Source organism: Corynebacterium sp. 045007 (assembly GCF_040743205.1).
GTDB classification, from domain to species: Bacteria; Actinomycetota; Actinomycetes; order Mycobacteriales; family Mycobacteriaceae; genus Corynebacterium; species Corynebacterium jeikeium_D.
Genome location: NZ_JBFLKW010000004.1, coordinates 106,457 through 130,459 on the forward strand (window position 1 = coordinate 106,457; position 24,003 = coordinate 130,459).

22 protein-coding genes and 1 tRNA gene are annotated in these 24,003 nt (G+C 57.1%); 13 read left to right on the forward strand and 10 right to left on the reverse strand.

From position 1 onward, the window contains the following. Position 1 precedes the first annotated feature (1 nt). The 6 genes from AB1Z34_RS03695 to AB1Z34_RS03720 all read left to right on the forward strand — a co-directional run bounded on the left by AB1Z34_RS03695 (position 2) and on the right by AB1Z34_RS03720 (position 3,533). The gene (locus AB1Z34_RS03695; RefSeq protein ID WP_070437668.1) at positions 2-373 is read left to right on the forward strand and encodes a hypothetical protein; all 372 of its coding nucleotides are present in this window, start codon (positions 2-4) and stop codon (positions 371-373) included. Between the two features lie 52 nt (positions 374-425). Then, a complete protein-coding gene (locus tag AB1Z34_RS03700) occupies positions 426-743 on the forward strand; it encodes a hypothetical protein (RefSeq protein WP_367157918.1) in 318 nt (105 codons plus the stop codon). A gap of 47 nt (positions 744-790) precedes the next feature. Then, positions 791-2,257, forward strand: coding sequence for a GH25 family lysozyme (locus AB1Z34_RS03705; protein ID WP_367157919.1), 1,467 nt, complete (start codon positions 791-793; stop codon positions 2,255-2,257). Between the two features lie 82 nt (positions 2,258-2,339). Continuing rightward, on the forward strand, positions 2,340-2,705 hold the full coding sequence (locus tag AB1Z34_RS03710; protein WP_070437662.1) for a hypothetical protein: 366 nt from the start codon (positions 2,340-2,342) through the stop codon (positions 2,703-2,705). A gap of 11 nt (positions 2,706-2,716) precedes the next feature. Further along, positions 2,717-3,157: a hypothetical protein gene (locus AB1Z34_RS03715; RefSeq protein ID WP_070437659.1), complete on the forward strand. Its 441-nt coding sequence runs from the start codon at positions 2,717-2,719 to the stop codon at positions 3,155-3,157. Continuing rightward, positions 3,129-3,533: a hypothetical protein gene (locus tag AB1Z34_RS03720; protein WP_070852161.1), complete on the forward strand. Its 405-nt coding sequence runs from the start codon at positions 3,129-3,131 to the stop codon at positions 3,531-3,533. The genes AB1Z34_RS03715 and AB1Z34_RS03720 overlap by 29 nt, the downstream gene beginning before the upstream one ends. A 314-nt stretch (positions 3,534-3,847) precedes the next feature. Here AB1Z34_RS03720 and AB1Z34_RS03725 read toward each other — a convergent pair. From AB1Z34_RS03725 to AB1Z34_RS03735, 3 genes are all read right to left on the reverse strand, one after another. Further along, positions 3,848-3,921, reverse strand: a tRNA-Leu gene (locus AB1Z34_RS03725). Positions 3,922-3,971: 50 nt separating this feature from the next. Further along, positions 3,972-4,949, reverse strand: a complete 978-nt coding sequence (locus tag AB1Z34_RS03730; RefSeq protein WP_049170338.1) for a DUF368 domain-containing protein — start codon at positions 4,947-4,949, stop codon at positions 3,972-3,974. Between the two features lie 208 nt (positions 4,950-5,157). Continuing rightward, positions 5,158-5,748 (reverse strand): TetR/AcrR family transcriptional regulator, encoded by a 591-nt coding sequence (locus tag AB1Z34_RS03735; RefSeq protein WP_367157920.1) that lies wholly within the window; start codon positions 5,746-5,748, stop codon positions 5,158-5,160. Between the two features lie 459 nt (positions 5,749-6,207). On the opposite strand from AB1Z34_RS03735, the gene polA reads away from it, so the two are divergent. From polA to coaE, 5 genes are all read left to right on the forward strand, one after another. After that, the gene (polA, locus tag AB1Z34_RS03740) at positions 6,208-8,838 is read left to right on the forward strand and encodes a DNA polymerase I (protein ID WP_367157935.1); all 2,631 of its coding nucleotides are present in this window, start codon (positions 6,208-6,210) and stop codon (positions 8,836-8,838) included. A gap of 282 nt (positions 8,839-9,120) precedes the next feature. Then, the gene (gene rpsA / locus AB1Z34_RS03745; RefSeq protein ID WP_005510285.1) at positions 9,121-10,584 is read left to right on the forward strand and encodes a 30S ribosomal protein S1; all 1,464 of its coding nucleotides are present in this window, start codon (positions 9,121-9,123) and stop codon (positions 10,582-10,584) included. Between the two features lie 73 nt (positions 10,585-10,657). Further along, on the forward strand, positions 10,658-10,867 hold the full coding sequence (locus tag AB1Z34_RS03750) for a hypothetical protein (RefSeq protein ID WP_258225304.1): 210 nt from the start codon (positions 10,658-10,660) through the stop codon (positions 10,865-10,867). 83 nt (positions 10,868-10,950) lie between these two features. Next, the gene (locus AB1Z34_RS03755) at positions 10,951-12,072 is read left to right on the forward strand and encodes a glutathione S-transferase family protein (protein WP_367157921.1); all 1,122 of its coding nucleotides are present in this window, start codon (positions 10,951-10,953) and stop codon (positions 12,070-12,072) included. Positions 12,073-12,105: 33 nt separating this feature from the next. Beyond that, positions 12,106-12,750, forward strand: coding sequence for a dephospho-CoA kinase (coaE, locus tag AB1Z34_RS03760; RefSeq protein WP_042388750.1), 645 nt, complete (start codon positions 12,106-12,108; stop codon positions 12,748-12,750). Here the strand turns inward: coaE and AB1Z34_RS03765 are convergent. Beyond that, positions 12,680-13,894: an aminotransferase class I/II-fold pyridoxal phosphate-dependent enzyme gene (locus AB1Z34_RS03765; RefSeq protein WP_016422921.1), complete on the reverse strand. Its 1,215-nt coding sequence runs from the start codon at positions 13,892-13,894 to the stop codon at positions 12,680-12,682. The two genes, coaE and AB1Z34_RS03765, sit on opposite strands and share 71 nt — an antisense overlap. Before the next feature lie 193 nt (positions 13,895-14,087). On the opposite strand from AB1Z34_RS03765, the gene AB1Z34_RS03770 reads away from it, so the two are divergent. Together AB1Z34_RS03770 and mprF are read left to right on the forward strand one after the other, a co-directional pair. Further along, positions 14,088-15,473: an alpha/beta hydrolase-fold protein gene (locus AB1Z34_RS03770; protein ID WP_016422920.1), complete on the forward strand. Its 1,386-nt coding sequence runs from the start codon at positions 14,088-14,090 to the stop codon at positions 15,471-15,473. Positions 15,474-15,565: 92 nt separating this feature from the next. Next, positions 15,566-18,151, forward strand: coding sequence for a bifunctional lysylphosphatidylglycerol flippase/synthetase MprF (mprF, locus tag AB1Z34_RS03775; RefSeq protein WP_016422919.1), 2,586 nt, complete (start codon positions 15,566-15,568; stop codon positions 18,149-18,151). Here mprF and AB1Z34_RS03780 read toward each other — a convergent pair. From AB1Z34_RS03780 to AB1Z34_RS03805, 6 genes are all read right to left on the reverse strand, one after another. Further along, positions 18,144-18,851 carry a hypothetical protein gene (locus tag AB1Z34_RS03780; RefSeq protein ID WP_016422918.1) on the reverse strand — a complete coding sequence of 236 codons (708 nt, stop codon included), beginning with the start codon at positions 18,849-18,851 and terminating at the stop codon, positions 18,144-18,146. The two genes, mprF and AB1Z34_RS03780, sit on opposite strands and share 8 nt — an antisense overlap. An 80-nt stretch (positions 18,852-18,931) precedes the next feature. Continuing rightward, positions 18,932-19,528, reverse strand: coding sequence for a response regulator transcription factor (locus tag AB1Z34_RS03785; RefSeq protein WP_016422917.1), 597 nt, complete (start codon positions 19,526-19,528; stop codon positions 18,932-18,934). Next, positions 19,525-20,769: a sensor histidine kinase gene (locus AB1Z34_RS03790; RefSeq protein WP_367157922.1), complete on the reverse strand. Its 1,245-nt coding sequence runs from the start codon at positions 20,767-20,769 to the stop codon at positions 19,525-19,527. Before AB1Z34_RS03790 ends, AB1Z34_RS03785 begins: the two co-directional genes overlap by 4 nt. Positions 20,770-20,886: 117 nt before the next feature. Next, positions 20,887-21,735 (reverse strand): ABC transporter permease, encoded by an 849-nt coding sequence (locus AB1Z34_RS03795; RefSeq protein ID WP_016422915.1) that lies wholly within the window; start codon positions 21,733-21,735, stop codon positions 20,887-20,889. A gap of 24 nt (positions 21,736-21,759) precedes the next feature. Next, positions 21,760-22,728, reverse strand: a complete 969-nt coding sequence (locus tag AB1Z34_RS03800; protein WP_005511996.1) for an ABC transporter ATP-binding protein — start codon at positions 22,726-22,728, stop codon at positions 21,760-21,762. Between the two features lie 69 nt (positions 22,729-22,797). Then, positions 22,798-23,679, reverse strand: a complete 882-nt coding sequence (locus tag AB1Z34_RS03805; RefSeq protein ID WP_016422914.1) for a type IV toxin-antitoxin system AbiEi family antitoxin domain-containing protein — start codon at positions 23,677-23,679, stop codon at positions 22,798-22,800. Positions 23,680-24,003: the final 324 nt, after the last annotated feature.

Below are 24,003 nucleotides of genomic sequence, written 5' to 3' on the forward strand. Positions count from 1 at the left end.
CATGCCTGTTCTAAACCGTGTGAAGGGCGTGTACCGTGGCCGGGCGCTAGTGCAGTTCGTGCGTGTCGCTGGCCGAGTCATCTGGCAAGCCAAAAAGATCGTGGGCTGGAACAAAATCGCCGGGCCATACGAGGCCTCAGTTATTTACTCTGACACAAACAAGATTGTCTTTTATAAGACGGAAAAAGATGAATTCAATGCCCTAAAAGATATTAAAGACTTATATCTAAGAGGGGCTAACGGAAGGCACTATTTGGTGACATACGTTCGGTATAGCACTGCAGGATCTCAAATCATCATATCTTCAAGACTGACTAGCGATATAGCCAAAAAAGGCGACCAGTTGAGTTTCTACCAGCCGGTGTGGGGGTAAAAAGAATGGTTGTACTCAACAAAGCCAAGGGTATCCGTGTCGGGGGGGGCTAGTGAAAACGGTGACCGTCGGCACCAAAAAAATATGGCCAAGCAGAACCATCACCGGATACAGAGTCGTAGCCGAATTCACGTCACGAGCCCGCTACACCAACCAAGTCGCCACGCAAAACGGCGAACAAACGCGACTCAAGCCATACATCGGAGTAGAGGACTTGATGATTCGCGCTAAGGGTGGCTCACAAATGCTTCCCGTGACGGAAATCAAAACCGGTGTTTACGGGACGATTTATACGGACGGCAATCCGATTAACATCGGCATTTCATACAAAACGGTGTGTGAGCTTCTAGCCCCTATCTACTCCACCTAGCCCCCACAGGGGGCTTTTTTCATACCCAAACAAGGGAGGACAAAGAGATGACAATATTCGGCGTTGATGTCTCAGAACACCAAAACGGCATGAGCCTCACACAGGCCAAGAGTGAAGGCATCAGCTTCGCAATCCTACGACTGTGCGACGGCACCTACCGCGACAAAGTTTTCCACTCGCACCTCAAAGACGCAGAACGCGCCGGGCTTCTGATTGCGACCTACTGGTACCTGCGCGCACCGTCCGAGGGAACGACAATTGCCCAGCAGGTTGATGTCATCGATCAGCAGATGGGTGGGCGCCGTGACCTGCCGGTGTGGATTGACGTAGAGAGCGTCGCAGGAAATCGGAAGCTGCTCACAAAAAATGATGTGTGGGCAGCCAAACGCGAGCTAGAAAAACGCGGATACATTGTCGCCGGCATTTACAGCGGCGCGTGGTACTGGGAGAACATGCCCGGTGGCGAACCGTCAATGTCCGGACTCGGAGCTCTGTGGGTATCCAACTACGGCCGCAACCGAACACTGCCATACCGCGCCGCATACGACAGTGATGGCGGCGACAACCACAGAGGGTGGGACTACCCACTCGGCAACAAGAAGCCAGACATTCTGCAGTACGGCTCAAACGGTCTTGTCGCTGGCTTCAAGGTTGATGTCAATGCGTATAGGGGAACCATCGACCAACTCAAACTCGTTTTCACAGGCGCACGTGCGACACAGCCTGCGCCTCAGCCGGGACGAGAAAGGAAACCCATGGAAAAGATGCTCGACTACCGGCGTGACCAGATCTGGCAAGACACCGGCTACAACTGTGGCCCTGCGTCGGCTCAAACCATCATCAGAGCCGCCACCGGTGTTCTTCTGCCGGAGGCGACCCTGGCACGTGAGATGGGCACAACGACGCGGGGCACCGACTGGATTGGCCAGATTAAGCCTGTGCTCGACAGGCACGCGCCTGCGGGAAAGTGGGCTTTGGCGGAAATGCCGAATGACCCGCCAACCGGGGCGCAGCGAGACCAGCTGTGGCAGCGAGTCACCGCCAGCATTGACGCAGGGTTCGGCGTGCTGGCCAACATTGTGGCCCCACCGTCGAACTACCCGCGCGCCAGCTACAAGAGCCGTCAGAACCTCGCGTACTCCGGAGGCACGGTCTACCACTACCTGTGCGTGATGGGCTATGCCGTCGATGACGCGGGGCAGCGGCATGTATGGCTCGCCGATAGCGGCTTTCAGCCCTACGGGTCGTGGGTCACGTTCGAGCAGCTCGCAACAATGATCCCACCCAAGGGCTATCTGTATTCCACTGCGGTGAAGAAAAAGGAGGCACCTATGACCGCACCGCTTACGCTCAACACTCCGTGCAAGAGCCATGTTCCTGGCTCGAAGCACATCGCACCACTTGCTGACTACATCATGTATGCGGACGCGGGAGTGTTCGCACTGCGGCAGCAGGTAGGAGAGCTACAGAAGCAACTCGATGAGCTCAGGCAGCTTGTCGCTAACAATAAGTAAGCACCCCGCCGGGGTGCTTTTTTCATGCCTGCGTCAATACCGGCGCGGGCATTTTTCATACCTCAAAGAAGGAGAAACAATCATGGAAACCATTCGTAATTTCATTCCAGCGTCTGCTCGTGCCAGCTGGTACGCGGTAGCGTCAGCGCTCGTCGCAGCGCTCGTATCCTGGGGCGTCCTGGACGACACCGCAGCACCAGCCATCACCGGTGTCATCATCGCAACCGTCACCCTCATCTTCGCTCTGCTGCACTCTGACACACCATGGCGTCAGGCCGTCTACGGTCTCGCCGCAGCGCTCGGTGTCCTCGGCGTCTACCTCGGCTGGGGCAGCGAAGTGCAGATGGATGCGCTGCTGGCGGTTATTGCCCCGGTTCTCGGCCTGGGAACCGCCGCTGCGACCACCAATGCCGGCGAGTATGTCGGTGAGCACCGGTTGGGCGAGTAGGGGTTGGCGCGGTGACGGAAAAACTGTTCAACCCGCGCCTCATCGCTACGGTCTGGGCAATCTATGCTGCAGCCACCAGCGCCGGATACTACGGGCATTCGGTGACCGCACTCACACCAGTCGAGGCAGCGCTGCCCGCCGGTAGCCCGGCGTTGGCATGGGCGGCCGCATCGCTGCTTCTGGCTATTGGTGCGGCCACTCCGCCGAAAGGGAAGTGGGCGGCACTCGGAAGGGCCAGCCGAACCGCGGGCATTGCAATCTGCGGGGCGTTGCTGACAATGTGGGCGAGCTCGTATGCGATTGACGCGATTCACGATGGGTCACGAATGTGGGTGAGCGCGAAGAATTATCTGCTGTTGGCTATTACTGCGGCTGCGTCTGCCACAGTGATGGGACGAAACCGCTCCCGTGGGGAGGTTGCGCATGGAGATCAACTGGGGAAACTTAATTAACTCCATTCCGGGAGCCATAGTCGGCATTATCGTGGCGTGGATTGGTTGGAAGGGCCGTAAAGAAGAGTCGTCGGTGGCTTTCAATGGGACGCTGCTGCAGAGCCAGGACAATCGGATTAAGAAGCTTGAGGACCGGCTCGATAGCGTCGAGAGTCGCCTGCGGGACACGGAGGCGATGCTTCGTGTGGAGGAGGACCGGACGCATTTGCTTCGCCGTGGTCTCACGGATGCGATTGGTTGGCTGCGCGAGTTTATTGATTGGGCGCGTTGTGGTGCGGAGGGTGCCGCACCGCAGCCGGATTTGGCGAGACTGACTGGGATTGTTGGGGATTCGCAGGCGCTACCGACAGCCAGGAATCCACCGACCGAGACATAACTCAAGAATCTTTGCCCCGCTGGTTTGAGTTGTTCGGGATTTCCGAACGGTTCGCCAGCGGGGCGTTTTTTCATGCCTACAGGGCGGGTTGGGGCAACGATACTGTTTTCGAAAAGTGCGATTTCACAGCCGAACTCTTGGGATTGTGAATCCTGCTGCTTTACGGCGCAATTGTGTGGTGCGTTCGTGGTGCATTTTTGGTGCAAAATACCCGTGAAAGTGCGTGAAAAAGAGTGAAAGATAGTGAATACGCAGACAAGCAAAAACCCGCCCCCACCAGGCTAAAAGCCAGGTGAAAGCGGGTTTTCAAATCGTGCCCCCGGTGAGACTCGAACTCACACTGGACGGGTTTTGAATCCGTTGCCTCTGCCAATTGGGCTACAGGGGCGCAAAGCCGTCGATAAGCGAAAATGCTCTATCGAAGCGACTTTGACTAGTTTAGTCCATCGACCCCGAATTAGAAAAACGGCGCTGCGCATAAGCGACGACGCTGACGATTGCGGCGCCGAGAATGAACAGTCCGAGGGCGAGTCCCCAGTCGGAGCCGATGCCCTGGAGCTCGTTGTTTTCGGTCTGCCACGGCCAGAGAGCGCGCAGCGAACCGAGCATGAGGCCGGACATGGCGACCAACGTGAGCGCCTGGTGCGTACTCAGCAGCCATTCGAGGAAGCGGATGAACAGGACGATGCCAATCAGCGCGCCGACGAAGAAAGTGCCGATGTAGGCGAAGTCGCGGTCGTGAATTGCGCCCATGGTCGGTGCGTAGAGTCCGATGACCAGCAGGAAGAAAGAGCCCGAAACACCCGGCAGAACCAGCGCGCACACGGCAATCGAGGCGGCGATGAGTACGAGCCAGAGAGGCGGCTGCGTCGGTGCGGCCTGGGGGAGGGAGGTCAGCGCGAACAGGGCGATGCTGAAGAACAGGAAGACAGCGATGGCCTTGCCGCGCATGCCCGGCTGACGCAGAGCACCCGGCTGTAGCTCGTTCAGCGGCATGGTGATCGAGGCGGCGATCATGCCCATGAACAGTGCTCGAGAAGCGACTGGTTGGTTGGTGACGAAGTTCTCCATGACGCCTGCCATGGAGAAGACCACGGCAACCATGCCGATAGCCACCGGGATGAGCAGCCACCAGTCGATTCTGCGAAGGTCCTCCTTGAAGGTGCCCTTCGACATTGCCCGCGGCAGGTCGGTGATGCGCTTGGCCGATTCAATCAGGCGTCCGTAGATGCCCGTGATCAGCGCAAGGGTTCCGCCGGAGACCCCCGGAATCGTCTCGGCGAGACCAATGAGGCCACCGCGAACTGCGTTGGCGATGACACCCAGCGGGGTCGGCTTCGGGATTTCAGAGTAGGGGCTCGTGGTCGGCAGCGTGGTCGACTCTGCGCCAGGAGCGCTCGTATTTTCAGTAGACATCGCAGGCCATTGTATGTCTTCCACCTGAGAAGAAGCGTATTTCCGTGTGTGTATTAGTAGCTTCGGGGTGCGATTAAAGACACAAAACAAAAAAGCAGCGCCTGGGGTGGCGCTGCTGATTCAGTGAGTTACGCAGGAGTAGTCGGTGGCAGTGGGGGGGGCAGTAGGCGGTGGGCAGTGGAGCTGCTTTCTTAGCCGTGCTCGGTTCTTAGCCGTGTTCGATGATTTGCTGCAGGCAGCTGCCCAGGGCCTCAACCGAAATCCTCGGCGCGTTGGCCTCATCGATTAGGCCGGTGTCGGAAAGAACTAGGTATCCGACGCAGAGGGAAATAGCCATCTGGCTGCGGTGCACAGCAGTGTCGTGGCTAACGTCTTCCGGTCCGTCCGCTTCGACGCGGCGAATTAGGTCATCTGCAACAGCTTCATTGAACCGCTCGGAAATGACTTTTGCGGTTTCCTCGGAGTCGAGGGATCCGACAATCAGTGGAATCATGGACTGTCCGGCCATTCCTTGACCAGTCAAAATAGCGCTGGCCATCCGCTGGCCAAGTTCATTGAAGGGAGCTCGGCTGAGTGTGCCTTTGAACTGGCTGAAGTCAATCAGTTCGGCCATGAGACCTTCTTTGGAGCCGAAGTACTTGATGATGAGCGGCGCGCTAACGCCCGCATCGCTGGCAATTTCCTTCAGCGGCACGCTTCGCAAAGGCTTGCGCGCGAAGTGCCGAGCTGCAGCCGCGATGATGCGCTCGCGGGTGGACTGGGCGCTCCGTTGGAAATCGGTCGAATCGAACTCACTCATGCTGAAGAGTCTAAAGCCATGAAAGCGTAACTACGCCAATTGATTTCAGAGGCATGCGCAGGACGTGGTGATATGTTTTCGCGGCCACCTCAAAGAGGGGGTAATTTCTAGGTGCCTCATTTGGGGCAGGTTCCGTGCATGCTGTTGAACAATCGCTGGAAAATATGGAAAAACTCCAGGAAAATAAGGCGAATATTAAAGTTGGATTACAGCATTTCGGAAACTGAAACCAGGTGCCAAGCGACGCTCGAGAGGCTCACTCTTGCGAATCACTGTTCAGGTGGACTAAGGGGCTGCTGAATCCGTTTCAAAATGCAGCCTGATTACCGTAATTATTGTTCACTGAAGCTGACCGGCCAACAGCTCATCCTCCGCAGCTCGCGATTCCTCAGCGCGTATCTCGGTTTTCCTACGCTGTTCAATATTTTCCTACACTGGGATGTCATGAAGAAGACCCTCATGCTTATCGACGGTCATTCCATGGCCTTCCGCGCGTTCTTTGCCCTTCCGGTGGATAATTTCTCAACCACCGGTGGTCAGACAACGAACGCGGTGTACGGCTTCCTTTCTATGCTGTCCAATATCCTCAGCGAGGAAAAGCCCACGCACGTGGCGGTCGCCTTCGACGTCGCCCGCGAGACGTTCCGCAACGAGATTTTCCCGGAGTATAAGGCCCAGCGTGAGAAGACTCCTGAGGAATTCCGTGGTCAGGTGCCGCTTATTCAGCAGGTGCTGAAAGAGATGGGCATCGTCACGCTGGAAAAGGACAACTACGAGGCCGACGACATTATCGCGACGTTGGCTACCCAAGCCAAGCCTGAGGGCTTCGAAACGCTCATCGTCACTGGTGACCGTGACTCGTTCCAGTTGGTCAACGACACCACGACGGTGCTTTATCCAATGCGCGGCGTCACCACGCTGCATCGCTTCACGCCTGCTGCTATCGAGAAGAAGTACGGTCTGACGCCGACTCAGTACCCGGATTTCGCGGCTCTCCGCGGCGACCCCTCCGACAATCTCCCGGGCATTCCGGGGGTCGGCGAGAAGACCGCGACGAAGTGGATCGTTCAGTACGGCACGCTGGCAAACCTCATCGACCACGCTGACGAAATCCGCGGCAAAGTCGGCGATAACTTCCGCGAGCGCGTCGCAAACGTCCAGCTGAACCGCGACATCACCGAAATGGTCAAGGATCTGCCCTTGCCGTACGGTCCGAACGAGCTCGAGCTCCGTCCCGCCGACGCCCAGGGAATCATCGACTTCTTCGACCGCCTCGAATTCGGCGACAACCTTCGCGAACGCGTCTTCCGCACCCTTTCCATCGAAGGCGCGGGCGTCACTGCCTCCATCAGCGACAGCGCGACAAAGCTCGAGGCTGTTTCGCTTGACGACGGCGCCCTGGCTGCCTGGCTCGATAATCTGCACGAGCCGGCCGCGTTGCAGGTCGGGGAGCACACCCTGATGATTGGCTCCGCAGATGAGAAGGGCAAGACCTCCGGCCAGGCTGTTTCTCTCGACTTGGGTGATCTTTCCGCCGAAGATGCCGACGCACTGCGCGAGTGGCTCGCTGGCGACCATCCGAAGCTGGTGCATGACTCTAAAACGGCCATGCATGCACTCTGGAACTACGACTTCGAGCTGGCCGGGGTCATCCACGACACCTTCCTGGCTGCGTATCTGCTGCGCCCAAGCCAGCGCAGCTACAGCTTGGACAACGTCGTCCAGCGTCACCTGGGCCAGACTCTTTCGCAGGCCGAGGGCCAGATGACCCTGCTCGATGGCCCGGCCGAAGACGCTTCCTATGTCGCCGCCGTCATCGACCTGGCTGAGCGATTGGCTGTCGAACTCGACGAGGCCGGGCTCTACAGCGTGTACGCCGACCTGGAAGTCCCGCTCGCCCCAGTGCTGGGTCGGATGGAACGCGCCGGTATCGCTGTCGATGTTGATGCGCTCGAGGAGCTCCGCAAGCAGGCGCAGGCGGCTACCGATGAGGCGGAGAGTGAGGCTCGCAACCTCGTCGATAAGCCTGAGCTGAATCTCGGATCGCCGAAGCAGTTGCAAGAGGTTCTGTTTGACCAGCTGGGAATGCCCAAGACAAAGAAGACGAAGACGGGCTATTCCACGGCGGCGAAGGAAATTGAGGGGCTGGCGAAGGTCAACCCGCATCCGTTCCTGGACTACCTGCTGAAGTTCCGCGAGTCGCAGAAGATGAAGACGACCGTGGAGGGGCTGATTAAGGCTGTTGCTGATGATGGCCGTATTCATACGACTTTTAATCAGACGGTCGCGGCGACGGGGCGTCTGTCGTCGACGGAGCCGAATCTGCAGAACATCCCGGTGCGCACGGAGTTCGGGCGACGGATTCGTGAGGCGTTCGTGGTCGGCGATGGCTATGAGCAGCTGATCACCGCGGACTACTCGCAGATTGAGATGCGCGTGATGGCGCACCTGTCGCAGGATCCGGGGTTGATTGAGGCCTACCGCCAGGGCGAGGACCTGCACAATTACGTCGGCTCGAAGGTCTTCGGCGTCGGCATTGATGAGGTCACGCCCGAGCTGCGTCGTCGTGTGAAGGCGATGAGCTACGGACTGGCTTATGGTCTGAGTGCTTTTGGTCTGGCGCAGCAGCTCGACATTCCGCAGCGCGAGGCGAAGAAGCTCATGGAGGACTACTTCGAGCGCTTCGGCGGCGTGCGCGATTATCTGCACAAGGTTGTTGAGCAGGCGCGTAAGGACGGCTTTACGGCCACGATGTTCGATCGTCGTCGCTACCTGCCGGAACTCAACGCCGACAACCGCATCGCTCGCGATAACGCGGAACGTGCGGCATTGAACTCGCCGATCCAGGGCTCGGCGGCAGACATTATTAAGATTGCAATGCTCCGGGTCGACGATGCTTTACGACGGGGCGGGTTGCGCTCACGTGTCCTCCTGCAGGTTCATGACGAACTGGTTGTGGAAGTTGCAGATGGGGAAGAGGAAGCCATCAAGGAGCTGCTGCATCGGGAGATGGACTCGGCGGCTGAATTGTTGGTTCCGTTGGATGTTTCTATCGGTGCTGGTGTGAACTGGGATACTGCTGCGCATTAGTGGTGCGAAGGTCGGGCCGTAGTGCTGGTCGGCGGACTTGTTGCAGGTTTGTCGCGGATGTGTTGCGGACTTGAATGTCGCAGCTCAAATCGGTATTGTTCGCTAGGTATGCATTAGCGTGCCGACTTTGCAGCCTCGAGCTTCATGGACATCGGGTTAACTAATTGCCAATGGCGAGATTCGCCGAAAGCGGATTTGGCCCGATTGTCCAGGAGTTTCTTTGAGGGGCAAGGCCGAAATTGTCCGTTTTTCGATTTCTATCCGCTTCGGAGCACATCTTATATGTCCACTTCTAACGTCCCTCAGGTTGCCATCAACGACATTGGCACCGCTGAGGATTTCCTGGCCGCTGTCGACTCGACGATGAAGTACTTCAACGATGGTGACATCGTTGAAGGCACCGTCGTTAAGGTTGACCGCGACGAGGTTCTTCTCGACATCGGCTACAAGACTGAAGGTGTCATTCCTTCCCGCGAACTGTCCATCAAGCACGATGTCGACCCTGACGAAGTGGTCGAAGTTGGCGATGAGATCGACGCGCTGGTCCTGACCAAGGAAGACAAGGAAGGCCGCCTCATCCTGTCCAAGAAGCGCGCTCAGTACGAGCGTGCTTGGGGCACCATCGAGCAGCTCAAGGAGAACGACGAGCCGGTTACCGGTACCGTCATCGAGGTCGTCAAGGGCGGCCTGATCCTCGACATCGGCCTGCGTGGCTTCCTGCCGGCTTCCCTCGTCGAGATGCGTCGTGTCCGCGACCTCCAGCCGTACATCGGCCAGGAGATCGAGGCCAAGATCATCGAGCTCGACAAGAACCGCAACAACGTCGTTCTGTCCCGCCGTGCATGGCTCGAGCAGACCCAGTCTGAGGTCCGCTCTGAGTTCCTGCACCAGCTGCAGAAGGGCCAGGTCCGCAAGGGTGTCGTTTCCTCCATCGTCAACTTCGGCGCATTCGTCGATCTCGGCGGTGTTGACGGCCTGGTTCACGTTTCCGAGCTGTCCTGGAAGCACATCGACCACCCGTCCGAGGTTGTCCAGGTTGGCGACGAGGTCACTGTCGAGGTTCTCGAGGTCGACCTGAACCGCGAGCGCGTTTCCCTGTCCCTGAAGGCTACTCAGGAAGATCCGTGGCGCGTCTTCGCCCGCACTCACGCAATCGGCCAGATTGTTCCGGGCAAGGTCACCAAGCTGGTTCCGTTCGGTGCGTTCGTCCGCGTCGAGGAGGGCATCGAGGGCCTGGTTCACATCTCCGAGCTGGCTTCCCGCCACATCGACGTTCCGGACCAGATTGTCTCCGTCGACGAGCAGGTCATGGTCAAGGTCATCGACATCGACCTCGAGCGTCGTCGTATCTCCCTGTCCCTCAAGCAGGCTGACGAGGACTTCACCGAAGAGTTCGACCCGACCAAGTACGGCATGGGCGACTCCTACGACGAGCAGGGCAACTACATCTTCCCGGAGGGCTTCGACCCGGAGACCAACGAGTGGATGGAAGGTTTCGAGACTCAGCGCGCAGAGTGGGAGGCTCGCTACGCAGAGGCAGAGCGTCACCACCAGCTGCACGCTGCCCAGATCGAGCGTCACCGCGCTGCAGCTGCCGAGGCTGCAGAGACCGCTTCGAACTACTCCTCCGAGTCCGGCGAGGCAGCCCCGGCTGCTCCGGCTGCACCGGCTGCAGACAACGCAGGCGGCACCCTGGCTTCCGACGAGCAGCTCGCTGCTCTGCGCGAGAAGCTGGCTGGCAACTAAGCTAGGCCGCTAAGGGCTTACACGTCCCTTTGAGAAATCGCCCCGGCGAGGTTTTCCTCGCTGGGGCTTTTTCGTGCCTTCTTTGCTTTACGACGGGCACCTGCTCGGCCTTGTTCTTATAGCGGCGGCTTGGGAGCTTGCTGCATTTTTGGTCCTGGTGTTGGGGCTTTGGGCCATAAAGGTGGCGCCGCTGTTGCCTAAAGCGGGCTTGCGCTTCACCAGAAGTGGCTTGCTGCACAGTAACGGGCTGCTGGCGAAGCGCAAGCCGTCCTATTGGCCCTAAGGGCCCTAATGTCCTGGTGGCCTTGTCGATTTTGGTGGCTCTGGCTGCCCTTACTGCCGTTGACAGCCCGTCTCTCTACCCATATGATTGGTGACATGACAACAAAGGACGAAGCCAAACAGGTAGATAACGCTAATCACGTAGAGGATTCCTCCCACTCCACAGGCGGTGTGTACTCGCAGGAGGGTAAGGACTTTAACCGCGACACCCGCTATATCAACGACCGCATTGTTAAGAACGGTCGAGAGGTAGGCGACGGAATTAAGACGTGGCCCGTTGAAGCCGGTCGCTACCGCCTTGTTGCAGCTCGCGCCTGCCCGTGGGCGCATCGCACGCTTATCGTTCGCAGGCTGCTCGGCTTGGAAGATGCAATTTCAGTCGGAATTCCAGGGCCAGTGCACGATGCCCGCTCCTGGGCATTCGACAAGGGACCAGGTGGCCGTGACGAAGTACTAGGCTACGAGCGCCTGCAGGAGGCATTCCTCAAGCGTTTCCCGGACTACCAGCGCGGTATTACTGTTCCGGCCATCGTCGAGATCGAGTCGGGCGAGGTCGTGACCAATGACTTCCCCCGGATCACCTTGGACTTCATTACCGAGTGGACCGAGTTTCACCGTGACGGCGCCCCGGATCTCTACCCGGAGGAGCTGCGTGCGGAAATGGATGAGCTTATGCAGTTCATCTACACCGAGATCAATAACGGTGTCTACCGCTGCGGCTTCGCAGGCTCGCAGGACTCCTACGACAAAGCTTACGACCGGCTGTTCAATGCCCTAGACAAGGTTTCTGAGCGCTTGGAGACCCGCCGTTACCTCATTGGCGACCACATCACTGAGGCCGACATTCGCCTTTACACAACCCTCATCCGCTTCGATGCTGTCTACCACGGCCACTTCAAGTGCAACCGGAGCAAGATTTCCGAGATGCCGGTTCTATACAACTACCTGCGTGATCTCTTTCAGACTCCGGGCTTCGGCGACACCACTGACTTCGTCGATATCAAGCGCCACTACTACGAAGTCCATCGCGACCTCAATCCTTTAGGGATTGTCCCGAAGGGGCCGGAGCTCTCTGACCTGCTCCAGCCGCACGGCCGTGAGGCCCTTGGTGGCAGCCCATTCGGTAACGGCACCGCCCCGGCCCCAGTCAACCCAGATCCCGTTGAAGAGGGTCACCGCATCGAGGATCTCGTCGTAAAGCACTAACGTGCGGGGGCGTGTCCACGTACCCTTAGAGACATGCTCAAAGTAGGACTAACCGGCGGCATGGGCAGTGGGAAATCTACGGTCGCCCGTAGGTTTGCCGAGCTCGGTGCTGTCATCATCGACGCTGATCAGATCGCTCGCGATGTCGTCGAACCCGGGGAACCGGCGCTGGCCGAACTCGCCGAAGCTTTCGGCGAGGGCATTTTGTTTGACGACGGCTCCCTCAACCGCGGCGAGCTTGCGAAGCGGGCCTTCGTATCAGCGGAGAAGACGGAGCTGCTGAACTCCATCACCCACCCGCGTATTGAGCAGCGCACCGAAGAGCAGTTCAACGCGGCAGGTGACGCCATCATTGTTTTTGACTCTCCGCTGTTGATTGAAATGGGGCAGTCGGAAGCGCAGGACCTCGTCGTGGTTGTGCACACCCCAGTGGAGGTCCGTCTCGACCGTCTGGTGGAAAGTCGCGGTGTAGACCGAGAGGATGCGAAGCAGCGCATCGCTAAGCAAATCAGCGATGACAAGCGCCTGCAGTTCGCCGACGTGGTTCTGGAAAACTCAGGCACCGAGGAGGACCTCGTGCGCCAGGTCGACCGGATTTGGGAGCGGATTATTCAGCCGCTGAATCAGATTCGCCAGCTGCAGGCCGGGCAGCAAGATAATCCCGTAGCCGCGCAATAGCCTCCTCAATCACCTCGGCGCGCTTGCAGAAAGCGAACCGTACCAGGTAGCGGTACTTTTCTGACTCTGGGTCATCCACAAAAGCGGTGACGGGGATGGCTGCGACGCGGCATTCTTTGACCAGCCGGGTGCAGGTCTCCAGGGCGTCGCCAAGCCCCCAGCTCGAGATATCGGCGACGACAAAATACCCCGCCTGCGGCGTGAAGACATCGGCGCCAAGGCCCTCCAAGCCATCGGCGAGGAGCCGCATGTTGCCCTCGAGCTGCCCCGCCAGTTCGTCCACCCACGGTGCGCATTCCTGCAGGCCACGGGCGACGGCTGGCTGAAGGGGAGTGGCACCGACATAGCTCAAGAACTGCTTGGCTTTAACCACGCCATCGAGTAGCTCGGTCGGGGTGAGCGTCCAGCCAATCTTCCAGCCGGTGACGTTGAAGGTTTTTGCGGCACTGGACACGACAATGGTCCGCTCGCGCATGCCGGGCAGAGCGCTGATGGAAGAGTGTGACAATCCGTTGAAGTACAGGCGTTCGTAGACTTCGTCGGCAAGCACGAGTAGATGGTTTGCGATGGCGACATCGGCGATGGCCTGCAAGTCCTCGTCCGCGAGGACGGTGCCGGTGGGGTTGTGCGGCGAATTGATGATGATCATGGCCGTTTTGGCGGTGACGGCATCGGCAAGCGCGCTGCGGTCGAGCGACCAGGAGCGTGCCGTGCCGGAAGCTGCGGGGATGAGCGGCACCGCGGTATATGTGCAGTTAGCCAGTGCGATGACGGCTTTGTACGAGTCGTAGTACGGCTCGATGACGATGACGTGGCTGCCGGGTTCGAGATGCCCCAAGGCGGTGGCGGCAATCGCCTCCGTGGCGCCGACCGTGACGAGGCATTCGGTGTCGGCGTCGTAGACCTGCCCCGTGCGGCGGGCGCGATCGGCGACGATGGCATCACGGAGCACCTTCATACCGCGGCCGGGGCCGTACTGGTTGTTTCCTCCAGCTATCTGATGTCGCGCCTCCGCGAGCACCTCGTCCGGCCCATCCCAGTCGGGGAAGCCCTGTCCAAGATTGATCGCCTCGTGCTCGGTAGCGAGGCGGGACATGGTGGCGAAGATGGTCTCGCCGAAGGGGCGCAAGCGGGAAACAGTCATGGTATTTACTGTAGGTGGAATCTCATGAGTTCGAAGCATGAAGCTGCAGGATGTGATGGTCGTCAGTCCGCGAAGCTGTGTACACCAGCTTTGGCGTGCCATCTCTGAGCGCTACAAATCGAAGCGACAATTCTAGATAAGAGCTTCAGATATTCTGTGCATTCTCTTCCTTTTAAAAAATAGTCTTTACCGCATGCAAGATTGGTCGTGGTACGCCCTTGAGGCTGCCAAATTGGTACAGCTGCGTGGCAGAGTTCCAGAAATTATCGCAGTTATACTAATGCTGCTGACTCTCGGGTTTCTCCTTTGGCTGGTTGCAAAGGGGAACAGCTCTAGAAAATCGGGACTAATTCAAGTTTGCGCGATTGTAGTGGCTGTCTCTGTGGTGAGCACCATCGGCTGGTATGTGCTTAATAAGGTGTGGCGACCGATCCCGGACTACATCGGTATTGAAGTTTTCGGACCATTCGCATCTGGCTTGTCCGGCATCGTTGCTCTAGTTGTAATTGCGTTTTCCAAGAAGCCTAGGCGCATCATTGCGGGTCTTCTCGTCTGCTCATTATCAGTACTCGGCGCCTATGCCGTTCCCAATATTCACTATGGCACGTATGCAAACTTGGCCCAGGTGCTACGCGGACCAGGCAAAGTGCAGGCTTTTGGCGAGGTAGATGGGCTTGCGCCGGTCGCGGATGTTTATCGTCCCGGTGACAGTGAGTCGGCAAAACAAACATCCTTGGAACAACGGTGGCGGCCACGCCAAGTCGAAAAACTGAGCTCTGATAGCAGCGTTCTCGTGCAAGCAGATATCCCTGCTACTGACTTTTCTCCGCGCTCCTCCATTATCTATGTTCCAGCTGCCTATTTCGCTCGACCTCGTCCTCTGCTGCCTGTGCTTGTACTGATGCCAGGACAGCCGGGTACGTCGAAGGATTGGCTGGTAAACGGCGACCTGAAAAATACTATGGATCGCTTTGCTGAGCAACACAATGGTTTGGCGCCGATTGTGGCGATAGTTGATCAGCTATCTTCGAGCTTCAAGAATCCGCTCTGCTCCGACACTGAAAATGGGGCGGTCGCAACCTATTTGGAACATGACGTACCGGCGTGGTTGGAGCAACATTTCCAAGTAGATACTCGACCGCAGTCGTGGGCAGTAGGTGGATTGTCCAATGGTGGTACCTGCGCGATGCAAGTTCTCAGCCGTAAGGGAGGCCCGTATCGTACCGTGCTGGACATGTCAGGCGAGGAGTTCCCAAATCTGCACAACCTTGAGACGACAATCGAGAAGGGCTTTGGTGGCGACAAGGCCACGTTTGAGGCAAATAATCCGTTATCGATTTTCGCTTCTGGCGAAGACTTCACTGGTTATTCCGCATTCTGTTCCATAGGCGATGAGGAATCTAAAGATGTCATCGAAGGGCTGTGGAAAGTCTGCCGAGCCGGACGGGAACAGGGAATGGACGTCCAAGAGCGCACCTATTCCGGTACGCACGAATGGAAAGTGTGGGATCGCGCGCTTGACGACGAGCTCCCCTGGCTTGCGGAGAAAATGAATCTTATCCGGGCGCAAAGCCACTAGAACACAAGAACACTATTTTTCTCGATGCGGCCATCAAAAGTATGGCTGTCTGGTTTAGATCATCTGCGAAATTAAAGATCGGAGTTAAAGGTATGACGATGCAATCCTTGTACCAGTGGCTTAAGGCGCACGGAAAAATCTTAAAGATTGTTTTCTATATCGCGATAATCTCCATTATCGTGCTTGTGGCTCGTGGCCAGTTTGCCGCCATTTCAGGAAGCCAACTTCGAGAAATTTTTGCTGATACGTCGATGCACGTAAACGCAATCATCATGGTGTTAGGTCTGATTGCGTTCAGTGCGACGGGACTCTACGACTTGGTCGCCTCCAAATATGCCGGTGTGGAGGTGTCGCCACGCGAAGCATTGAAGATTGGCTGGATTGCGCAGGCCTTTAATAATTTCGCCGGATTCGGTGGGCTCACCGGAGGTACAATCCGTGCGAAATACTATACCTGGGCGGGTGCGGACCGAGGTAAGTCCATTGGTGTTTCGGCAAGTGTGTGGGCTGCCAACCTACTCGGGTTATTCGTAATGTTGGCAATAACGTTGCCGTACGCAGTGCATTTCGATGGCTGGTTAATTGTCGTCGCCATAATCTCATGTTTTTATCTGCCGCTGTTTTTCTTAGCGGATAGATTTAAACTTGGCGTAATTGATTTAAGAAAAACGACTTTTGCGCAGATAGGAAAGCGGGAAAAGTGGTATCTTCTCGGCACCTCAGTCGTTGATTGGGCAGCAGCTGGGCTGTTCTTCTGGGTATGCGTTCGGGTGTTCACACCGGAGTTTTCACTCCCGATTGCTATCTTTATTTTTGCAACCGCCACTCTGGCCGGATTGCTATCTTTCCTGCCTGCAGGAGCTGGTAGCTTCGACCTCACAGTGTTTGCGCTGTGCGCCAAAGTTGGCCTCGACACTAACCATATTCTGCTTGGCCTTGTACTGTACCGCGTTTTCTATTACATCGTTCCGTGGCTGCTGGCGGCGGTCTTTTGGGTCTCCGACAGCGTGAAAGAACTCGAGTCCGATTTTCCGCACCGTGTCATGGCTCGGATACTCGCAGTTATCACCGTTTTCTCTAGTCTTTTGCTCTTTGTTTCGGCGCTGACACCTGAAATTGCTTCACGTATTCGGATTATCGAAGAAGTTTTGCCGAGCACTGTCCGGCGTGCATCGCATTTGACAGTGCTGTTTATCGCCGTCATGTTGCTTATCTTGGCTCGCGGAATTAACCAACGAGTCAGACGCTGCTACCAGCTGGTTTTAGTGCTGCTTGGGGTGGCAGCGGTTGCGTGTCTAGTGCGCGGAATCGACTACGAAGAGGCTATTTATCTTGGGGTCTTTGCACTTGCACTATTCGCGTCTCGCAGTGCGTTTGATCGAGATCCACTCCCATTAAAGTGGAGTAGTTTCGTACCAACGGCAGCTCTGGCGATTGCTATTCCAATCGTTCTTTCGAGTTGGCATGCGCTTCGGGTAAATAAGGTGGTCAATGTACCCGCACCATCCCCGCATGCCAATACTCACTGGCCAATGGTTCTTTTCTACGTAATGCTCGCATGTGCTGTGGCAATTGCAGTATTGTTTTCTCGCTGTCGCGCTCCGGAGTTCGAAGCCCCAAACGAAGAGCAGACACGTCGATTCGAGGCCCTGATTGAAAAATGGGGCGGGAATGCTTTTTCGCATCTGTATTACCTAGGCGATAAGCAGGTTTTCTTTACCGTCGATAAGCGAAATGGTGCGGACCGTGCAGCGTTGCTGTACCGCCCCCATGGCACGACCTTGATTGCACTCGGTGATCCATTCGGCGACCCGGATGCCTTCAATCAACTGTTCGCGGACTTTATTGACTATGCGGATACCTTTCAGTGCTCGGTCGCATTCTATGAAGTGGGCGAAGACCATTTGGCTCGATGTGTAAATGAGGGCATGAGCCTGGTCAAACTCGGTGAAGATGCGACGGTTGATATTTCGGGTTTCACCCGAGTCGGTAATAAGGGCAAGACGTTCCGACGTATGTACAACAAGTTAGAAAGCTCTGGTTGTACTTTTGAAATTGCCGAGGCACCGTACAGCCCAGAATTCATTATGGAATTGCGAGACGCATCGCAGGAGTGGCTCGGAAAACGCACGGAAATGAGCTTCTCGCTCGGTTTCTTTGATGAGAATTATCTGTCACGTGCACCGATTGCAGTTGTTCGATCGGCGGATTCAGACCGTGTCGAAGGATTTGCTTCGATAATGCCGCAAGGGCAAAGGGTTGCGTCAGTGGATTTGATGCGCATTCGACCTGATGCTCCAGATGGAGTGATGGATGGCATTTTCGTGAATCTGATGGAGTGGGCAAAGAACCATGGATATACCGAGTTCAATTTTGGCATGGCACCAATGTCAAACACAGGTGCCCGACCGCATTCTAGGCTCAGCGAAAAAACGATCTATTTGGTGTACAACTACGGCGGACGGATTTATAACTTCCGCGGGCTGCGCAATTACAAGGAGAAGTTCAAGCCTGTATGGAAGTCTCGGTACTTGACCTACACCGATGTGAAATCGTTGCCTGCCATTACCGCAAGTCTGTCGAAACTGATCAATCGGCCAGGGCAGTATTCAGCAATTGCGCTGTCAACGAGTGAAGACGAAATGCCTGCTCCCGAAATGGCAATCAACGCTAATTGATATAAATCCGTGCGTCGTTTCCGCCGCTGCACGCCACGACACCATCGCCCTGCGTGCCGCAGCTGACATCGTAGGTCTGGCCGGTCGCAGGGCTCGTTGCCTGAATATTCGGCTTCAAATTATCGCGAATGTTATCAGCGGTGGCGTTGAGACCGTCGGTCTGCTGATGGAAGACCTCGGTGGTAAACTCACAGCTGGTATTCGGCCCGGCAACGACCAGATTCGTGCGGTAACCATCGCCATACACGTAAACAGTCATCTCCTCGCCCCCGGTAAACGTGGTCCCCGGCGACGAGTTGCTGTAGATGATGTCCCTCATCGCCTGGCCGATGTCTGCATTTTCGCTTGACGACGAAGACGTGGTTTCGGTATCCCCATTGGTTTGTCCACCATTTTGTGATGGGGCCGTCTCGGAAGAATTTGCATCGTCGGAGGTGTCGTCGGAGTTTCCGGCAGCGCCACCGTTATTGCTGCCGCCAGCATCAGAGTTTGAGCCGGTTGGGTTCGGCCTATTCTCTGAGTTTGCGTTTGATGCGTTGCCGTCAGTCTGAGTCATGGTGGCGGTGTCAGCTGCCGATTGGCTAGTTACTGCGCCGTCGTTTTGAGAGCAGGCGGTGAAGGTCAATGCGGTTGTGGCGAGGATACCGGCGATGAGTGCACGTCGTGAAGCAAAGGTGTGGTGGGTGTTCGTAGGCGTCACGCAGTGGGCAGTAGGGAGTTTTCGCACTATGAAAGTAATAACGATTCGATGAAAATCAGGGCGGTATTTCGACCTGTTTTCTAGAGCCAACCATTGTCGCGAGCAGTTTTCGCGGCCTCGACGCGGTTTGAGGTATTCGTCTTCGTGATAATTGACGACACCTGATTGCGCACCGTGCCCTTGGCAATGAAGAGCTGGCCGGCGATTGTGCCCGTATCAGCGCCTTGGAGAATCAGTCGAGCGATCTCGACTTCGCGGTCGGTCAGGGGAGAGTCGGCCGTGAAAAGTGAGGCCTCGGCCAAGGCCGGATCGATGACTCGGAGGTCGGAGTGGATGCGTCGAATAGCTTCTGCGAGCTGCTCAGGAGGCGTGTCCTTTGCCAGGAATCCGCTGGCACCGGCCTGAAGTGCGCGTTTGAGGTAGCCGGGGCGAGCAAAAGTAGTGACGACGAGGCAGCGGCAGTGGTCAGAAATTTTCGCGATGGTGTCAATGCCGTTGAGGCGCGGCATTTCGATGTCAATAAGCGCGACATCGACGTCCTGCTCGATGACTTTTTGCGTTGTTTCAATGCCGTCGGCGGCTTCAGCCACGATGTCCAAGTCCGGTTCGGTTTCCAGTAGAGCCTTTAAAGCCCCTCGAACTAGGTGCTGATCATCAGCTATGAGAACGCGAATCATCTATTCTCCCGCGCATATTCGGTGACGGTTGTGTCAGTGAGGTGGTTTTTGGAGCTTGTGGTGGATGAACGGCCCGCGTGGTGGGAGCGGTGCGAGCGCTGCAAGCGTGACTGCGTCATCGTGGCCACAAGGCGAGTGCCGCGACCTGGTGCGGACTCGATAATGAGGTCACCGCCAGCATCCTGGACACGCTGCTTCAGCCCAGCCAATCCACCAGCGGCGACAGTTTGGCCTTCGCCCGTGGTAGCCGCGGAGGAATCGCAGCCTAGGTCGGAAATGTCGAAGCCGATGCCATCGTCGATGATTTCCACGCTGGATGGTGTGAGTTCGATTGAGACATTCTCTGCCTCAGAATGCTGAATGATATTGGTGGTGGCCTCGCGAATCACCCAGGAGAAGAGTTTCGCATTGGTGGTTACACCGCTGGAATCGTCGGGAAGCGAAGCCTCAATGTGTGCGGTGTGGAATGCCCGCGCGGCGGCGGCGAGCTCGCCTGCGAGATCCGGCTGGCGCATGCGTGTGACTGTTGAGCGGACTTCGGCAAGCGATGTGCGCGACAGAGCGGTGATGGCCTCGAGTTCGGCAGCGGCGGCATCGGGGTTGGTGTGGACCAAACGCCGCGCGACTTCAGATTTGAGCGAGATGACCGTCAGCGAATGGCCCAGCACGTCGTGGACATCGCGGGCGATGGAGTCGCGCTGCTGGCTGAGCTCAATTTCCTGGTTGAGCTGGGCTCGTTCCTGGGAGAACCTGCTGAGTTGAACAACGCAGCAGACAACGACGGCCCAAAACAGGGCATCGATGGGTAAGATGAGACCGCTTTCCGGAGCCAAGAAATGACTAATGGTAACGATTGTTGCGCCGAGCACGCCAATGCTGAGGATGGCGGGGATGATGGGCAGCATCCAACTGAGCAATGCTGCGACAAATGGCAGGAATGCGCTGGCGCCGTTTCCCACAAGCGGGATGGAGAGCAGGCCGAACGCTGCGACTATGCACAGGGCAAGTATGTTGCGAGCTCGTTGCAACCAGCCGCGAGGATAGTAGTGAAGTGAGCCCCAGATGAAGATGTACACCAGCGCAAAGCTGACAATCAGCGCAGTTATCTGAGCGACCTTTTCGGCGCCGAAACCGAAGAAGACGAAGGGTAAAACCACAATCCAGATGCCAGCCGACAGTGCGGAGTAGACATGGAATCCCTGGAAGGGATGGCTGAAGCTGCGTCGCAAAGTGGTTGTCATAGATGCCTAGGCGGTCTCGGTCGGTGGCAGAGGGAAGTTGGTCTAGTTAGTCACAGGTTAGATGGAGGCGATGGCTATCGCTTGGGTTTGCTATCTAGCCGTGTTTCGCCGCGCCATTTACAGCCGCGACTTCTCGCGCTTGTTCAGATATATGCAGAAGCCGATTAGCAGGATGCTCCACACTGCAACATTGACAATGGGCACCCACAGTGGCTCGGTGTAGAGTCCTGCACCAGTATCCGTGCTGGGAGTAAGACCTGCGGTCAGCGGATACCTCGACAGAGTCACAGAACCGAACAGTGGCGTGAAGCGGCTGATTGCCAGCAACGTGCCCTGCATCGGGATAAAGAGGTTACCGAGGTAAGACAGCACGACAATCGAGCCCGACGCGATACTGAGCGCTGACGGCTTCGGCAGCAGCAGTGCCCAGGCATAGCCGTAGAAACCAAACGGCAGACAGGTTACAACACAGAGAATGAAGCTGACAATCCAGGCCCGTGGCTCCATCTCGGCGCCGATGACGAGGCCGAGAAGATACATTGCCGCAATCGGCAACACTGCGGCGAAGAGCACCAGAATTGCCTGGCTTAGTACAATATGCGACGTCGACATTGGTGTCAGCGCAAGCTGGCGACCCCATCCCGTGGTTTGCTCCATAATCGTTTGTCCGGCGCTGGCCACCGCTGCTGTGACGCCGCCGTAAATAGCCATGCCAATCATCACGTAGGCGGTGACATTGCCGTGAGGGAAGGCATCGCCGCCGCGGTCGAGCGAGGCACCGAACACCAGAAAGAACAAGATGGGCAGGCCGATGGAGAAGAACAGGTTCGACCAGTCGGACAGATAGCGTTTGATCTGAATGGCGATGTATGTCGACAGGCCGTGGGATTCGGTTAGCTTTGTTGCGCTGGTACCAGCAGTCGCGCCGGGTATGTCGGACGAAGTTTCAGTCGCGGTGTACGTCATGGCAATCCTTTCCAGTTATTTCCTTTAGTTCCCAGCAGCCACGGCGACATCGGGCGTGGCATCAGCTGCAACATCTGCGTCACGCTGCATAGAAATGAAAATGTCATCAAGCTTCGCGCGCTGGACCGTGAAGTCGGTCGCATCCGTCTCCGTTACCAAGTGACGAAGCAGTGAGTCCGAATCCCGTGTCCGCAGCCGCACGCGCCTACTGGTCCCGGCCGGTTCCCCAGCAGCGCTACTCAACCAGGTGACCTCATCGACCTCAGTGCGCTCTGAAAGCTCCGGTGCCGCACCCGGAAAATTAGCCTCAACCAGCACTGATTTACTCAGCGCAAGCATGCTCGGCGTATCCAAGTCCGCCATGATACGCCCTTTGTGCAGCATGATGATTCGCTTCGAAAAATCCTCCGCCTCATCCATGTAATGCGTGGTGAACAACACCGTCGTGCCACGCTCCGCCCGGGCATGAATATCCGCCCAAAAATTGCGCCGCGCACTCGGATCCATCCCCGCTGTCGGCTCATCCAACACAATCAACTCCGGATCACCGAGCAGGGCCAACGCAAACTTCAATCGCTGCTGCTCACCGCCCGAGCACTTACCGACTTTCCGCTTCAGCAAGGGTTCCAGCCGCGCTTGCTTTACGACGTCCGCCAACGCCACATGCTCCGAATAGCCACTGGCAATCATCTTGAGTGTGTCCTCGACCGTTACGTCGGGAAGCAAACCGCCCGTCTGCAAGATAGCGCCGACCTGCTGAGCATTGACCGCGTTCCTGGATGATTGGCCGTTGACTTCGATGCGGCCGGCGGTGGGTGTGGTCAGGCCGAGGATGAGATCGATAAGTGTGGTTTTGCCTGCGCCGTTTTCACCGAGGATGGCGACGACCTCACCGCGGCGGACGGTGGCGCTGACATCATCGAGTGCGGTTACCTGGCCTTTGCTGAATTGCTTGGTGATATTGGAGAACTCGAGAATTACGTCCGGATTCATAGTTCCAAGTTCAGCGCGGATTAGAGGTATGGACGTATAGGTGGTGTCACGAATTGCCCATGACAGGTGTCATTGCTTGTTGGCGTAGCCAACCGTTGGATTCCACTCCCAGACTTTCTGGCAGGCAGGCCATCCTGGTTTATAGTCCACGCGGGGACGGCGCTTTTGTACCCATCGGATTGCCTGCTCGATTTCGTCGAGGACGCTGTCGAGATTCCAATTGATGCATGAGTCTGTGAACCTTAGGATTATCCAGCCGTGCAGCGTGCCGGAGTTGGTCTTCCAGCGATCTGTGATGAACGAGTCCTCGTTGGCGTGGTACTTCTCTGAGTCAACTTCGATGGCTATTTTCCACTGGTCAAGCAGGATGTCGAAGCAGTAGGGGCCGATGTACTGGTTCATTCGGATGCGGTACCCGCGCTTGATTAGTGGACGGGCCAGCTTGCGCTCGAGTTCGCTGCATGAGCCAATCGGCGTGGTGGTGATGGTTTCACGCAGCCATGCGGGGACTTTCCGCATCCGGCTGAGGTCGTGGTTGAGTCGCTTCTCGCCGTCCCGGCCGGCGTAGTGTGTTTCCAGGATTCTGTGTGCATAGTCTTTTGAAGCGCGTGCTGCCCAGAGGGCTTCGGCAACTGGGAGGCCATTGATGTCGGTGTAGGCCGGCAGGCGGCTGTGCCTAATGGAGAAGGTCTCGGCCTGAACTGATCCCGCGCCCTCTGCCTGGATAGGAAGTGTCAGGGGAAGTCTCAAGTGGATTTGAGCTGCGCTTTTACCGCTTAGCGCAATGCTTTTGTAATGCCCCGTGATTGCTCGGGCGACTGAGGCGGGAGAGTGGTCGTCAATGTAGAGGCCCCGTACCAATTTAGTTAGCCTGCCTTGTTGTAGGAGGGCTCTGGTCTTTTTCTCTCCGATGCCGAGTGCACGCAACTCGGCCGTGGTGAAACTTCCCATGGTCGGGACTCTAAGCTTTTTCGGCCCAGGGACTTCGCTGCGAGAGAGGCTCCACGTCCAATCTGTGGACAACTTTCAGGGTGTGGATAACCCAGGCCTCCCGCAGCCTTGCAGCCTCGCAGCCTCGCAGCCGCAGCCGCGGACCATCGATAAGACGGCTTGCGCTTCACCAGGAGTCAGTCCATGCGCACTAAGGGCCAGCTGGTGAAGCGGAACCTGCCTTTGCTGGCCTGGCAGCGACTTTATGCCAGCCTTGTCCAAATCTGTGCCGATTTTAATGTTGGTCCGGAACTCGACAGCCGCTCCTAAGCCCCTGGGCCCCAG